At 49.7% G+C, this 14,399-nt stretch carries 11 protein-coding genes; 7 read left to right on the top strand and 4 right to left on the bottom strand.

Going from position 1 to position 14,399, the window contains the following annotated elements; all coding sequences use genetic code 11:
- Window positions 1-19: 19 nt before the first annotated feature.
- A complete protein-coding gene (locus K7G70_RS14235) occupies window positions 20-1,636 on the bottom strand; it encodes a tetratricopeptide repeat protein (RefSeq protein WP_223789327.1) in 1,617 nt (538 codons plus the stop codon).
- A gap of 372 nt (window positions 1,637-2,008) precedes the next feature.
- Between K7G70_RS14235 and K7G70_RS14230 the strand changes: the two genes are divergently transcribed.
- The 4 genes from K7G70_RS14230 to K7G70_RS14215 all read left to right on the top strand — a co-directional run bounded on the left by K7G70_RS14230 (window position 2,009) and on the right by K7G70_RS14215 (window position 6,249).
- Window positions 2,009-3,280 carry an MBL fold metallo-hydrolase gene (locus tag K7G70_RS14230; protein WP_223789326.1) on the top strand — a complete coding sequence of 424 codons (1,272 nt, stop codon included), beginning with the start codon at window positions 2,009-2,011 and terminating at the stop codon, window positions 3,278-3,280.
- Complete coding sequence (locus tag K7G70_RS14225) at window positions 3,277-4,599, top strand: virginiamycin B lyase family protein (RefSeq protein WP_223789325.1); 1,323 nt, start codon at window positions 3,277-3,279, stop codon at window positions 4,597-4,599. Before K7G70_RS14230 ends, K7G70_RS14225 begins: the two co-directional genes overlap by 4 nt.
- A 557-nt stretch (window positions 4,600-5,156) precedes the next feature.
- Window positions 5,157-5,444: a GIY-YIG nuclease family protein gene (locus tag K7G70_RS14220; RefSeq protein WP_223789324.1), complete on the top strand. Its 288-nt coding sequence runs from the start codon at window positions 5,157-5,159 to the stop codon at window positions 5,442-5,444.
- Between the two features lie 256 nt (window positions 5,445-5,700).
- Window positions 5,701-6,249 carry a hypothetical protein gene (locus K7G70_RS14215; RefSeq protein ID WP_223789323.1) on the top strand — a complete coding sequence of 183 codons (549 nt, stop codon included), beginning with the start codon at window positions 5,701-5,703 and terminating at the stop codon, window positions 6,247-6,249.
- A gap of 51 nt (window positions 6,250-6,300) precedes the next feature.
- Here K7G70_RS14215 and K7G70_RS14210 read toward each other — a convergent pair whose 3' ends face one another.
- Together K7G70_RS14210 and cysS are read right to left on the bottom strand one after the other, a co-directional pair.
- On the bottom strand, window positions 6,301-6,732 hold the full coding sequence (locus tag K7G70_RS14210; RefSeq protein WP_223789322.1) for a SufE family protein: 432 nt from the start codon (window positions 6,730-6,732) through the stop codon (window positions 6,301-6,303).
- A complete protein-coding gene (cysS, locus tag K7G70_RS14205; RefSeq protein WP_223789321.1) occupies window positions 6,729-8,108 on the bottom strand; it encodes a cysteine--tRNA ligase in 1,380 nt (459 codons plus the stop codon). Before cysS ends, K7G70_RS14210 begins: the two co-directional genes overlap by 4 nt.
- Window positions 8,109-8,292: 184 nt before the next feature.
- Between cysS and K7G70_RS14200 the strand changes: the two genes are divergently transcribed.
- Both K7G70_RS14200 and crp read left to right on the top strand, forming a co-directional pair.
- The gene (locus K7G70_RS14200) at window positions 8,293-9,219 is read left to right on the top strand and encodes a chorismate transformation FkbO/Hyg5 family protein (protein WP_223789320.1); all 927 of its coding nucleotides are present in this window, start codon (window positions 8,293-8,295) and stop codon (window positions 9,217-9,219) included.
- A 103-nt stretch (window positions 9,220-9,322) separates the two neighbouring features.
- A complete protein-coding gene (crp, locus tag K7G70_RS14195; RefSeq protein WP_223789319.1) occupies window positions 9,323-10,051 on the top strand; it encodes a cAMP-activated global transcriptional regulator CRP in 729 nt (242 codons plus the stop codon).
- Between the two features lie 73 nt (window positions 10,052-10,124).
- On the opposite strand, the gene K7G70_RS17955 is transcribed toward crp, so the two are convergent.
- The gene (locus K7G70_RS17955) at window positions 10,125-12,935 is read right to left on the bottom strand and encodes an Rne/Rng family ribonuclease (protein ID WP_255590320.1); all 2,811 of its coding nucleotides are present in this window, start codon (window positions 12,933-12,935) and stop codon (window positions 10,125-10,127) included.
- 512 nt (window positions 12,936-13,447) lie between these two features.
- On the opposite strand from K7G70_RS17955, the gene K7G70_RS14180 reads away from it, so the two are divergent.
- Window positions 13,448-14,350: an RluA family pseudouridine synthase gene (locus tag K7G70_RS14180; RefSeq protein ID WP_223789318.1), complete on the top strand. Its 903-nt coding sequence runs from the start codon at window positions 13,448-13,450 to the stop codon at window positions 14,348-14,350.
- Window positions 14,351-14,399: the final 49 nt, after the last annotated feature.

The raw sequence follows: 14,399 nt of genomic DNA, 5'->3' as shown, positions 1-14,399 counted from the left end.
GTGGGCGTTACAAACCAGCTTAGGCAAAGCCAATGCCGATGCGGATGGCTTGTTCCTTTTCTTTCTTCAAGAGTTTCTCAATGCGCTGATATCTGGTCTTGATTTCTTTACTGGGGTCAGCGCCAAAAGGCTTTATTAATAACAAGTAATCCAGTTTCCTGAACCCCAAATCAATGGCTTGATCAAACCATTGTATGGCTTGTTCTTCTTGACCTGTGTGGTACTCGATGATGGCTAAATTGATGTAATACAAAGGCACATGGTGACCTGATTCAATCCTGCTTAAATACCGCGCTTTGAATCTGAAAACCAGTTGCAGTAAGGCTTCATATTCTGAGGTTTCTTTCATATTGGGCAGAAAGAGGTTGATCAACTCATGCAAAAAAACATTGTTTTGATAGTCTGCCAAAGTGATGGATTGGTAGAACTCTTGTGTGGCGATTGGGTCGTTTTCAGCAGCCAGTTTCAGCAAATGAAACAATTGTTTGTAGGGTAAGATCTCAGATTCTGAAAATTGACTTTGATTCAATTCTGTTGCAATCAAGTCAAATTTGCCCAGATACACATGATTCATGTAATAGTCCAACTTATCGATGACTTGACTGGGTTTCAAGTCCATGCCAATTTCATACCACTCATTGGCCACCCCATAAAAACCCAAATCACGGTAACAATTGGCAATGTGTAAATAGATGTATGGGTTGGATTGATCGACATCCAATTGTTCTTTATAGATGGCCAATGCCGCAGAAAAATTGCCTTGGATGGTTTCAATGTAAGCACGATTGAGGATGGCAGTGTAATAATTGGGGTTGAGTTGAATGGCTTTGAGGTATGCCGATTTGGCGTCATCCAATTGGCCATTCACCGCGTAAGCCAAACCCAGAGACTTCCAGGCCTCGGCAACGTTTGGGTTGATGGCAATGTTTTGGTTTGACAAATCCAAGGCCATTTCCACCCAGTCCTTGCTGAAGTCATTGAAACGATCCACCTGTTGTGAATAGGCATCGGACAGCAAACTCATTAATTGTGGGTCATGGGGCTCTGTTTCCAACAACTTCTCTAAGATGTCAATGGCATCCCTGTTACTGATTCGGGTGTATTGTTCATATAAGGTTTTCGCTCTGGACAGCTCTGAAGCAAAAGATGAATCAAAAATGACCGTTTCATGGTTGGATTTTGAGTAGACCAACAAACCCAACAAAACCAGGGTTAATGAGGTCATTGCCACAATGCGCAAAGGGTGTCTTGTTGTTGTTTTTTGTTGGTTTTCGGCCTCACCGAGTTTTTCGAATCCAGCAATGTCAATGGGTGATAATTTGACATTGATTTTGTATCCCTGTTTGGGGACTGTCACCATCAGATCGCCTTTTTGTTGTTCTTTCAAAGCAGCTCTGATGGTTCTGATGATGTCTGCCACTGCCGTATCAAGGATTTCTTGATTGGGCCAAACGGCATCGAGAATCTCAAATTTGCTGACTATTCTGGGACTGTTTTCACACAACAAGGCCAGCACCGCTGAAGCTTTTGGGCTGATGTGAACAAATTCTCCATCTCTGAATATACTGCCCAAGCTGGGGCAAAAACTGAATTGATTTGAGTGCCAAGCATCAGCTTTGTTTCGTTCGGTATTCATTGAATTGATTCACCCATGGTCATGCTAAAAATGGCATAAAAAAACAGGCCACTCAAAGAGATTGGCAACGCACATTCATGCCTATTATAGTTTTTTTTCGGCCAAAATTGCGGTGATGCCAAGGTGGAGCCTTAGGCGGTCTTTGTGTTCGGCCAGTACCTGACAGCAGAAAGCCTTGTAAGTGACTGTCAAACTGACCATTGAGGCGGTAGATTAACGAGACTCACATCAAAATCTCCACAAAACAAAGATGTTTTTGCCACATTTTTCAATTGAAAAGCACACCCAAAAGTCAGGTTCGAACGACATAATCGAGATCTCATTAATCAACAATCATGTCAGATGAATATGTCAAAAAATACCGTGATCTTAATGTTCTTATTGTTGCTGGGTGCTGCCCATGCAACTGGCTTTGGTCCAGAATTTAAGGGTGACCCCGCCAGCCGCACAGCAGCCAATCTATTCTCGCTTGATGCGGAAAACCAGATCCCCATTAACCCGGGTCTTGCTGGTGCTTGGGGGGTGTTGGGTGCCGACTCGCAAGGATTTTTATTCGACATCAATGATGATTTGGGTTTTGTGTTTGCTGCTTGGTTCACCTATGATCCAGAGCCAGCAAGCGCCTCGAAGTCAGTGGGGGCAGAGGAGCAATTTTGGCTCACTGTTTATGGCCCTTATGATGGGGTCAGCGCTGATTTAACAGTGGGACTCTCATCCGATGGTTTGTTTGCCAGTTCAGTGGCAACTGGGTTATCCGAAGTGGGTACCGCACAACTGTCATTCAGTGACTGTTTCAATGGTTCAATGAGCTACAGTTTCAGACTGCCCAATGGGGCAGAACAGTCCGGAGTCATGCAGTTGAGCCGATTGACTCCTGACAGTTTCTGCCAACCTTTTGTGGCATCGCAACCCATCACCGAAGTCAAAGTGCTGTATTTGGGTAACGAAGGGGTGCTGGTCACTGACGGCAATGAATCGGTTGTTTTGGATGGGATTGGAAATTATTCGAACCCCTGGATCAATGTGCCGGTGTCGACCCAAAACACCATCAGAGACATGAATGAGCCATTCGATCAGGTGGTGGCCGTCACCATTTCTCACCAGCACTCAGATCATTTCAACATCGCTCCAGTGGCTGACTTCATCAATCAGAACAGTGCCAGTACTTTGTTCGTGCCGGAAGACACAAGGTCTTTTTTCACGGCACTGGGCAGCCAAGTGGACGGCACCAGCCTGAATCGGTTTGAGTCCAGTTCCAGACAACTGGGTGGCATCAAAATCACCACCATCGAAACCCGGCATTTCAATCAGTTTGGGTTTGATTTTTCTGGGATCGAAAACAACGTCTATGTGGTGGAAATGGCAGGAAAGCGGATCATACATATGGGTGATGTGGATTATGCAGCGGATAACTTTCAAGCCATTGTTGACGCATTTGAAGGTCCTGTGGATGCGATCATATTACCCATGTTCAATACATTGGTGAGTCAAGCCAATGCGGCGTTGGTGGCCGAGTTTTTTCCCGACGCCTTGATCATCGCATCGCATATCAGGGCTGGCAACCAGTCGGATTTGAACAACATCCAAGTTCATTTCCCTGACGCCATTGTCTTTGACCAACCATTGATGGAGGTGACGTTATGAAGTTGATTTTAAACACGGTGGCCATGATTGGTTTGTGTGCTTTTGCCAGTTTTTCCTTGAAGGCCAGGCAAGTCAGTACCTTAACACCAACCATTCAAGCCAGCGGTGACATCGCTGTGGCGCCCAATGGAGATATTTTTGTGGCTGATTACGGCGTTCGACTGAACCAAGCCAATGGGGCCAATGTGTTGCGGGTGACACCCACTGGAGACGTCTCGGTTTTTGCCACCGGCTTTGCCAGTGCCACTGGCAACACTTTTGGGCCTGATGGGGCGCTGTATCAATCCAATGGCGGTGTGTTGGGGGTTGATCGCATTGACGCCAATGGCAACCGCACACCCTATGCGCGAAATGGCGGCATCGCTGTGCCCATCGGCTTGGCCTTTGACTCCAATGGCGATCTGTTCGTGAATAATTGCGGTAACAATTCGATTTCAAAAGTCACGCCCAATGGGGCCGTTTCTGTGTTCTCAGCCTCGTCGCTGTTCGCTTGTCCCAATGGTTTGACCATCGATGATGCCGACAACCTCTATGCCGTCAATTTTTCCAATGGCATCATCACCAAAATCACGCCAGACGGAAGCGCCACCTTTTTTGCCAGGACGCCAGGCAGTTCAAGCAAACCCGCAGGTGGCAACGGCCACATCACTTTTGGCAATGGTCAGTTGTATTTGGTCAGCAATGCCACCCATCAAGTGTTTTCATTGTCGCTGCAAGGCGAGTTGACTGTGATAGCAGGATCAGGCGAGCAGGGCAATGCCGACGGTGAGGCCCTTGAGGCAAGTTTCTCATTGCCCAATGGCATTGATTTGAGCCCAGATGGTGCTTTGCTGTATGTGAACGATTCTTTGACCATTGGTACCAACGATGAAATTTCTCCCAATGTGATAAGGGTGATTGAATTACCAGAACCTGTTGAGGTAGAACCTGGTATCGAGCCAAACGATGGCATGACCGGCGCTTGGCACAACCTTGATATTGCCAGTCAAGGGCTCATGGTTGACATCAAAACCGACATCAATTCGTTCTTTGCGGCCTGGTTCACCTATGATGATCAGATACCGGGTGAATTGCGGTGGTTGACCCTTCAAGGCGGGATTGATGATGACATGATCAATGCTGAAATCTTCAACACCACTGGCGGCCAATTCAATGAAATCAGTGTCACAGACACCCAGGCCATCGGCACGGCAATGCTGAAATTCACCACATGTTCCTCGGCCGAGTTCAGCTACGAAATTATTGGCGGACCGTCTGGTTCTTTCGAACTGGAGCGGAGTGTCCCCGATGTGTTTTGTCAGACTTTGATCGGTGAATGAAGTTTGGTTGGTAGTTACGGCAAGGATCATGGTGCAACTTGATTTCCCCTTCAGTTCATCGAAGTTCCTTGCCTAACTCCATACCTGAGTTTCATCATGTGATTGTGCTCAAGCAGTCTCACGCAAGCCAGCCCACCACCCCCTAAATGTCCAGTGTGCGCGGTACTTAAACACGTCCATTCAGTGCCATAGAAACAGCACTCAAAGCACCGATAACATCGATTCCTGGCGCATCGAATTCCAGTGATGAGATCAAACGTTAGGAGAATCAAAAGGGCACTCAGGTGCCCTTTTTTGTGGTTCCAATGAATGCTTAGACCGCCGGCGGCTCGTTGGCCAATTGATTCAGATGTGCCTTTGCCGGCGGGCCGCCGCCGATCCAAAGGTCATCGTTTCACACCGATAAGTGGTTAGCCATGACGAAGAGAATTGCATGTCAGCAGAATCAGAATAAATGGACTGCCTGTCCATTGAGCTTGATCTCATGATTTGTTTACCATCCATCTACCGTCATCCTCGGGCTTGCCCCGGGGATCCATTGTGATTTAGCCCAAAGGATGAAAACACCAGCAGTTTACATTTTAACGAACAAAGAACGAGGAACCCTTTACATCGGCGTCACCAGTGACTTGATCCAACTCGTTTACCAACAGCGCACGGATGTGGTGAAGGGTTTTTCAAATAAATACCAAACCCACCGATTGGTTTATTATGAATTGCATGGCGACATGTATGAAGCCATCAAGCGGGAAAAGCAATTGAAAAAATGGCAGCGGGTATGGAAGCTGGAATTGATCGAAAATTTCAATCCCAGTTGGCAAGACCTCTTTGAGGATTTTGTTTAACAGCTTCGAACTAAAATGGATCCCCGGGTCAAGATCTCCGATCCCGTCTCGATTCTAGGACTTACATCCATGTAAGCCAAGCCCGAGGATGACGAATATTAAAGATTTCAAGAATAGTCATGTCCCGTCATCCCGGACTTGATCCGGGATCCATTGTGATTGATACATATGAGAATTTGAATCCCGGCTGCTTGTACCAAATATTGAAATTTCATCCATCCCCCAATAAATTCAATGAAAAAAGATACTGGGATTGATGATGAAAATGCTGGTCACACTGATATTCATGCCCTTTGTATGGGGCTTTGTATTTGCGGATTCTTGGTACTTCGAGCAACAAAAACAGCAAGACTCATTTACCTTCGGACAAACCGAGGTGATCAGGGTGGTGGATGCCACAGAAAATAACCAGTATCCCGATTATTCAGTCATTATTTTGCATGATGGAAATCAAGAAGCGGTTCTGAAGGGTCTGACATTTGATCAAATCGTTGCGTTTGGTGAAGGTAAGTTTTTATTGGGTGTGTCGAACAGTGGACTGACTGACTTTGCCTTTTTTATAGTCAGATCAACCGGGGAACTGCTCAGAGCCAACCTTCATCATGACTACATTCATTATTGCAGTCAATCTGCCACACTTCGAAGGGAGTGGGTGACTGAAGAACCGTTGGTTCCTGAGGTTTCATATGTTCGCCAACACAACGAATTTAATGAAGATGAGCCTTATGTGTTTATCAATGGTTTGAAAATCAAAGGTTGTGACGGGAGCATGGTTGAAGTACTGCGTAAGCCTTCTCAAGAATAAAGTATAGAGACCTGCTTACTCGCTTTCGTCAGTCGTTCAATGCGGCTTGTCTCAAACATACGCCCGCCGGGCCGTGGCCTGGATTTTTTCGATCATGGCATTGAGGCCGTTGGAGCGGGTGGAAGACAGGTGGGAGGAGAGGCCGATCAGTTCGATGAAATCGGGTTCGGTTTTGATGATGGTGGCTGGGGTTTGTCCAGAGTAGATGGTCATCACCAGGTGGATCAAGCCTGAGACGATGGCGGCATCGGAGTTGGCTTGGAAGTGCAGTTTGCCGTCTTTGAATTCGTGTACCAACCACACCTGTGACTGGCAGCCGTGCAGGATGTTGGCGTCAATTTTCAGTGATTCATCCATGGGTTCCAGTTGTTTGCCCAGGTCAATGATGTACTGGTACTTTTCCAGCCAATCATCAAACATGTCAAAAGTGTCAACGATTTCCAGTTGTTCCGGACCCAACTGTTTGTTCATCTCGTAATTCATTTCATGCTCCAGCGGGTGCCTTCGGGTGAATCTTCCAACACCACGCCCATGGTGTCCAGTTGATCGCGGATTTCATCGGAGCGGGCCCAGTTTTTCTCGGCGCGGGCCTGGTCACGGTCTTGGATCAGTTGTTCAACCTGAGATTTGATGTCTTCACCACCGGCTTGTTTGTCGGCGAACCAGACCGTCGGATCGGTTTGCAGCACGCCCAACAAGGCGCTGCTGTGCAGCAAGGTGGATTTGAGCCGCGATTGCGTAGCGGCATCCTTGGCATTGGCCAGGGTTTTGGCCAGCTGGTTGATTCGAGCAAACGCAATGGGGGTGTTCAAATCATCGTCCAACGCGGCCAGCAACTCGGTATCGATGCCCACGGCATCATCCACGGCAAGGTGTTTTACATCTGACAAGGTGCGGTAGATGCGGTCGATGGTTTTTTCGGCCTGGGCCACGGTGTCTGGGGTCCAGTTGACCGATTGGCGGTAATGCGCACTGAGCAACACCCAGCGGGCCACTTCGCCTTTGATTTCGGCCAACACTTCGCGGATCAGTTGGATGTTGCCCAAGGATTTGGACATTTTCTGATCGCTCATGGTGATGAAGCCATTGTGCACCCAGTAGTTGGCAAAGTTGTGGGTGTCATTGGCACAACAGCTTTGTGCCACTTCGTTCTCATGGTGCGGAAAGATCAGGTCCTTGCCGCCACAATGGATGTCGATGGTGTCGGCCAAATGTTTGGCGGCCATGGCCGAACATTCGATGTGCCAACCGGGTCGACCACGGCCCCAAGGGCTGTCCCAACCGGGCAAAGTGGCATCAGAGGGCTTCCACAGCACAAAATCTCCAGGATTGCGTTTGTAGCTGGCCACTTCCACGCGGGCACCAGCCAACATGTCCTCCAGCGAGCGCTTGGACAATTCGCCATAACGGTCATAGGTGGTGACATCGAACAACACATGGCCGTCGGCGGCATAGGCATGGCCTTTTTCGATCAAGGTTTCGATCATGGTGATCATCTCGGCCACGTGATCGGTGGCATAGGGTTCCACATCCGGCATCAACACGCCCAATTGTTTGAGGTCTTCGTTGTAGGCCTGGGCATATTCTGCTGAGATGTCTTTGATCGAACGGCCGGTTGCTTTGGCCGAATTGTTGATTTTGTCGTCGATGTCGGTGATGTTGCGGGCGAACACCACATGCGGATAGTGGTGGCGCAGCAAGCGATTCAGTACATCAAACACCACAGCCGGGCGGGCGTTGCCGATGTGGGCGTAGTTATACACCGTCGGGCCACACAAATACATGGTCACGCGATTGGGGTCGATCGGGGTGAACAATTCTTTCTCGCCGGTGAGGCTGTTGTGTAAATGTAATGCCATGGGTTTGCTTGTTTGAACGAGTTGCGTATTTTAAATGAATGATAAAGCTTCGCGGGTGAAATTGTCCAACATGTGCTGAATATTTTCCAGTCGCCATTGTTAAATGGGGGTGAATTGACGATAATGGCAGCCCCGAAATACAGACAAGCGAAAGCGCCGCCAAAACAAGCACCCATTGTCAGACATGAGCCCCAAACAAGCCAGCCATTCATTGCAAGTCAGCAGCCAGCCACAGGCCGATCCGCTGTTGGTTTACCCACCGTCATCGGCGGGGCAAGATGAGGCTTGGGTGCAACGGGTGCCGCTGGCCATTTTGGCCCAATCAGAGGGCTATCAGGAGCAGTGGTTTGATGGCAGTCCTGTGACCGTGCTGGCCACGGGCAACCAAGCCACCATGCAAGTGTGTCAGAGCCAGGAACACCTGGTCATCAGCTACCAAGGCACGGCCTTGGCTTTGGCCGATGAGGTGAGTGCGGTGTATCGCGACGCCTACACCCAGGCCGCGGCTTTGGGTTACCCGCATTTACTGCGGACCTGGAATTTCATTGATCGCATCAACCAGATTGAAGGTGGTCAGGAACGGTACCAAACTTTCTGTGTGGCCCGTTATCAAGTGTTGGAGGATCTGGCTTTGTTGCAACAGCCCAACCCAGCCGCCACCGCCATCGGCGGTCACCAAGGACACAATGTGTTCACTTTTTTATTCAGCCAGCACGCTGGCCAGGTGGTGGAGAATCAACGGCAAGTATCGGCTTGGCAATACCCCAAACAATATTCACCGAAACAACCGCGATTCTCCCGCGCCATGCAATGCGGCTCCTTGCTGTTGTGCAGCGGCACGGCCAGTGTGGTTGGTCACCAAACCCAACACCCCGATGACTTGTTCTCCCAATTGAATGAGTGCTTGGCCAATGTGCAGGCGTTGCTGGGCCAAAGTGACTTGACCACCAAGTTGGGTGCGGGTTTGTTTCGATTTTATTTGCGGGACCGGGACCAGGTGGATGGTGTGATTCATCGCTTGCAAGCCCACCAGATCGATTCGTTCCTGATTTCTGAAGGCGACATTTGTCGAGAAAACCTGCTGATTGAATGTGAAGCAGTATTCCAATAAGCCAGGAAAACGGTTAGAATCATGAGCAAGGGGTAAGTGTAGTGTTCTTGCAACACCGGGGTGTTGTTGCTTCAGTGATGCAAGACAGAAAAGAGGAAACAACATGTCTGACGCATTTAACGAAGCCACATTTGATGAATTGTATTTAAGCGAACGCTTTCAAAACTCCAGTTTTTTTAAACTGAACGTGGAGTCTTTGAATCGATTTTTATCGATGTGTCATCGCCGCAAATTTCCCAACAAAACCACCATCATTCGTCCGGGTGATTTGGCCAACACCTTGTATTACATCGTCAGTGGCTCGGTCACCATTTCTTATGAAAACGATGAAGGCAAAGAGTTGGTGCTGGCTTATTTGAACAAGGGCGATTTCATTGGTGAAATGGGCTTGTTCATGAAAACCGAGCGCCGTGAGGTGATGGTCAAGTCGAAAGAAAAAACCGAAGTGGCTGAAATTGGTTACTTGCGTTTGGGCCAATTGTTTGAAACCGATTTGAAAGACGATGCCAAGCACATCTTGTATGCCATAGGCACCCAATTAACACATCGCTTGTTGCAAACTTCACGCAAAGTGCACCGTTTGGCGTTCTTGGACGTGACCGGTCGCATCGCGCGGACCTTGTTGGATTTGTGTAAAGAACCCAACGCGCTGTCGCATCCCGATGGCACCCAGATCAAGATCTCACGCCAGGAACTGTCCCGCATCGTGGGCTGTTCGCGGGAAATGGCTGGGCGGGTGCTGAAAGATTTGCAGGAGCAGGGTAATTTGGCCGTCAAAGGGCACACCATTGTGGTGTTGCACGACCGTCAGGACAAACCTGCCATCAACTGACCGCAAAAAACCAGATCCACAAAAAAGCCTGGCTCATGACCAGGCTTTTTTTGTGTCTGTGATGACCTCAGGGTCAGTCAGACTTTTGGGCTTTGTACAAACCCGGTTTGATCATCTGAGCGGTGATCGCCGAATCTGTTTTGGGCTTGTTGTCAACCGCTGGCTGCTTGTCGGCTGGCTTCTTGTCGGCTGGCTTCTTGTCGGCTGGCTGCTTGTCGGCTGGCTTCTTGTCGGCTGGCTTCTTGTCGGCTGGCTGCTTGTCGGCTGGCTGCTTGTCGGCTGGCTGCTTGTCGGCTGGCTGCTTGTCGGCTGGCTGCTTGTCGGCTGGCTGCTTATCAGCTGGCTTCTTGTCGACTGGCTTCTTGTCGACTGGCTTCTGATCGGCTGGCTTTTGATCGGCTGGCTTTTGATCGGCTGGCTTTTGATCGGCTGGCTTTTGATCGGCTGGCTTTTGATCAGCTGGCTTTTGATCAGCTGGCTGCTTATCAACGGGCTTTTGCTCAGCAGGTTTGTTATCGGCTGGCTGCTTGGCGACAACTTGCTTGTCAGCAGATTTGATTGCTGGCTGTTGATCGCTGTCTTTGCTTTGCGCCGCTTGCTGCACCTTGCTGTCCACATCAATTTGGTCGATGGGGCGGTTTTTCATGGCACCAGAAGGCACAATGGGATCCTTCTTGGCCGCCAAATCAGCCACGCTGCCCAATGGCCGGGTCATTTTCTTCGCTGTATTGGCGTCAATGTCTGCTTCAGCAGTGACTTTGTTGGGCTGTTGCTTGGGGCCTTTGTGCGGCTGTTTCTGGGCCGGTTGTTGCTTTTGTTGTGGTCCTTTTTGTGGCTTGTTGGTCGCCTGTTTTTGTTTCGGCTGCTGTTGGTCAGCGGACTGCTTGCCCTTGGCTTGCTGTGACTGCTGGTTTTTTTGACCTTTGTTCGGCTGTTGTTGGTTGCCGCCTTTGGGTCCTTTGCCTGCTTGATTTTGATTGGCCTTTTGGTTCTGCTTTTGCTTCTGTTGACCCTGTTTTTGTTGTTGATTGGCTTGCTTGCCTTGCTTTTGGTTGGGCTTTTGTGCCTGGCCTCTTTGGCCTTGTTTGGCGCCTTGTTGTTTGTGGTTTTGGTTGTTGGCCGGTTTTTGGCCTGGCTTTTGTCCCCGCTGGTTATTGTTGTGTGCGGGTTTTTTGCGTTGCTTGTTGTTGGCTGGGCGTTTATTTTTGGTTTGGTTGCCATTGTTTTTCGCAAACAAAGATTTGAACCAAGACGAGATGGCCAGGCTCAATGACCGTTTGGGTGCTTGTACATCGGGTTTGACCATGCGCAAGGCCGGTGATTCTTTGGTCGGCGCCGGTGGATCCAAGGCCACGGGTTTGTGGCAATCTTCCGGTTTGACCAATTCAATTTTATCGATGCTGATGTGCGATTCATTGGTGTTCAATCTTTGCACATGGAAATCAGGGAAGCTCAGGTTGTCATTGGAGATGACATTGACCTGGACCCCGTGTCGGGCTTCCATGTCGGACAGTTCGGTGCGCTTTTCGTTGAGGATTTTGTTGGTGGTTTCCACCGGTGCCTGGATCACCACGCGACCAGTTTTGGGTTTGATCATTTCTTCTTCGGTCAAGCGAATGATTGAGATGACCAGCGAATCCATGGAACGGATGAAGCCATGGCCGCCACAAGTCGGGCAGGTCACCTGACTGGAATCAGAAATGGATGAGCGCAGTCGTTGTCGCGACATTTCCAACAAACCGAATTTTGAAATCTTGCCGATTTGGACCCGAGCGCGGTCGGATTCGGCCGCATCTCGCATGCGGTTTTCCACTTCGCGCTGGTTTTTGTTGTTGCGCATGTCGATGAAATCAATCACCACCAAGCCACCCAAGTCACGGATTTTCAATTGGCGGGCAATTTCATCGGCGGCTTCCAGGTTGGTGTGTAGGGCGGTGGTCTCGACATCGATGCCTTTGGTGGCTTTGGCCGAGTTGATGTCAATTGACAACAAGGCTTCGGTTTGGTCGATTACCAGGGCACCACCGGAGGGCAGCTTCACTTCCCGTTCAAAGGCCGATTGAATTTGGCGTTCAATTTGGTAGCGGGAAAACAGTGGGGTGTTGTCATTGTAATAGGACAACTTTTTCAAATTGTGCGGCATCACCTGCTGCATGAATTCACGAGCCTTTTCATAAGACTCTCGGTCATCAATCAGAATCTCACCAATGTCAGGTTGCAGGTAGTCACGCAAGGCACGGATGAACAGGTCACTTTCCTGATAAATGAAAAACGGTCCTTTCTTCTGACTGGCAGTGGTTTGGATCGCTTCCCAAACTTGTTTCAGATAGTTGAAATCCCAGTGCAGTTCTTCGAAGGTGCGGCCCAAGCCTGCTGTGCGGATGATCACCCCATCGTTTTTGGGGATCTCCAGGCGCCGCATGATGTCTTGTAAGGTGGCACGTTTTTCGCCGCGAATTTGCCGTGAGATGCCACCGGCACGGTGGTTGCCTGGCATATAAACCAGGTAGCGACCGGCCAATGAAATGTAGGTGCTCAAGGCCGCCCCTTTGTTGCCGCGTTCTTCTTTGTTGACCTGCACGATGATTTCATCGCCCTCTTTCAGGGCTTCATTGATCGGCAAACGGGCTTTGCCTTTGGGGGCTTGTTTGCAATAAGCGGGGCTGATTTCCTTGTATGGTAAGAACCCATGTCTTTCGGAACCGTAGTTCACAAAACAGGCTTCCAGGGAGGGTTCAATGCGGGTGATTTTGGCTTTGTAGATGTTGCCTTTTTTGCGGTAGTGACCCGCTGAGTCGATGTCTAAATCGTAGAGTTTTTGTCCATCTGCAATGGCCACACGAATTTCATCCGTGTGCGTTGCATTGATTAACATTCTTTTCATCTGAGTTCCTTTTTAGCAGGAACGAAGAACGTTTCAGTGATGCCAAATAAGCATAAAACATGGCCCGCCAGCCCGGTTCAATGCCAGGACTGGTGGTGCTGAATGATCGATGTCGCGGTTTTTGAAGTGGCTCAAGTCAGTCGTTACCGAGTTGTGCCCAGTGTGTGTCTTCGAAACCACTCGCGGTGTTCGCAGTCGCTTATCGCGGGTGAGAGCAAGCTCACCTGATTCATGTTATTCTCAGGTCGGTGACTCTTGCACCAACCGCACTGAAATGGACTTGTTCCAATCAGTTGTGGTTTCTCATCAATCCAATGATTCTGCGTTCCACCATGACCAGCATGTCTTATCCTTGGAACCAAACCGTTTAAAATCTAACCGTTGGTCAGTGCGGGTCTTGGACCTTGGCACGACCGGTGTGTCATCTTCTTGTCAGCCACAGGCTGCAAGATCCGCGAGATTTTAACATTTTTTTCTCCGAAGCACAGGATTATCTGTTAAAACACCGCAATATGGACCACAAATCTGGCAAAAAACCCATCTACAGTGCGACCGCTGATGACGCGGGCCAGCGGCTGGATAATTATTTATTGAAGCAAGCCAAGTCGTGGCGCAAAAACGAGCTGTATAAATTGATCAGAAAAGGTCAGGTTCGCATCAATGGTAAACGCGTCAAACCCGATGCCCGCATCGCCGAGGGCGATCAAATTCGGGTGCCGCCACCGGTGTTCTATGCGGCCCGTCCGACCCCCGCAGTGTCTGCTCAACAGCGCCGATCATTGCAACAGCAGGTGCTGTATGAAGATGCCAATTATTTGGTGCTGAACAAACCGGCAGGCTGGCCGGTGCATGCTGGCTCGGGTCATCCAGTTGGGGTCATCGAAGTGGCCAACTCGTGGTCCAATGAGGCCTCATTGCAATTGGCCCACCGCTTGGACAAAGACACCAGTGGTTGTTTGTTGTTGACCAAATCCAGACAATCGCTGACCCGATTCCAGGCGGCTTTGCAACAACAGCAGGTCAAGAAGACTTACTTGGCGATCCTTAATGGGGTTTTGGACTCGGCCAAAACCGTTGACTTATCATTGGATACCGGACATCGGGTTGAGGGCATCAGAACCGTGATCCCCAGCACCGCAGGACAATCCGCCCACACCGAGTTCACCCCCCTCAGATGGGATGCTCAAATGACCCTGGTGCGGTGCCAGATCCGCAGCGGCAGAACCCACCAAATCCGGGTCCACGCCCAAACCTTGGGCGTACCGGTGTTGGGCGATGCTCATTATGGCACCGCGGCGCCACAGCTGCCACGGGCTTTGTACTTGCATGCGGCTGAATTGGCTTTTGATCAGCATGTCTGGCAAGCGCCCACACCACCAGAGTTTGATCGCTTGTTGCCACTTGACGAAGCCTGAAACTGATGGCGGCATGATGTTTCTCTGATCTTTGCCGTCGGGGCTTGTC

Source organism: Marinicella meishanensis (assembly GCF_019931145.1).
Taxonomy (GTDB): Bacteria; Pseudomonadota; Gammaproteobacteria; order Xanthomonadales; family Marinicellaceae; genus Marinicella; species Marinicella meishanensis.
Note: the sequence above shows the minus strand (reverse complement) of the source record. Positions and strands in the feature narration are given on the sequence as shown.

Bases quoted from the DNA above. Each gene is read 5' to 3' on its own strand.
- K7G70_RS14235 (WP_223789327.1), bottom strand. From the start codon at position 1,636: ATGAATACCGAACGAAACAAAGCTGATGCTTGGCACTCAAATCAATTC.
- K7G70_RS14230 (WP_223789326.1), top strand. From the start codon at position 2,009: ATGTTCTTATTGTTGCTGGGTGCTGCCCATGCAACTGGCTTTGGTCCA.
- K7G70_RS14225 (WP_223789325.1), top strand. From the start codon at position 3,277: ATGAAGTTGATTTTAAACACGGTGGCCATGATTGGTTTGTGTGCTTTT.
- K7G70_RS14220 (WP_223789324.1), top strand. From the start codon at position 5,157: ATGAAAACACCAGCAGTTTACATTTTAACGAACAAAGAACGAGGAACC.
- K7G70_RS14215 (WP_223789323.1), top strand. From the start codon at position 5,701: ATGATGAAAATGCTGGTCACACTGATATTCATGCCCTTTGTATGGGGC.
- K7G70_RS14210 (WP_223789322.1), bottom strand. From the start codon at position 6,732: ATGAATTACGAGATGAACAAACAGTTGGGTCCGGAACAACTGGAAATC.
- cysS (WP_223789321.1), bottom strand. From the start codon at position 8,108: ATGGCATTACATTTACACAACAGCCTCACCGGCGAGAAAGAATTGTTC.
- K7G70_RS14200 (WP_223789320.1), top strand. From the start codon at position 8,293: ATGAGCCCCAAACAAGCCAGCCATTCATTGCAAGTCAGCAGCCAGCCA.
- crp (WP_223789319.1), top strand. From the start codon at position 9,323: ATGTCTGACGCATTTAACGAAGCCACATTTGATGAATTGTATTTAAGC.
- K7G70_RS17955 (WP_255590320.1), bottom strand. From the start codon at position 12,935: ATGAAAAGAATGTTAATCAATGCAACGCACACGGATGAAATTCGTGTG.
- K7G70_RS14180 (WP_223789318.1), top strand. From the start codon at position 13,448: ATGGACCACAAATCTGGCAAAAAACCCATCTACAGTGCGACCGCTGAT.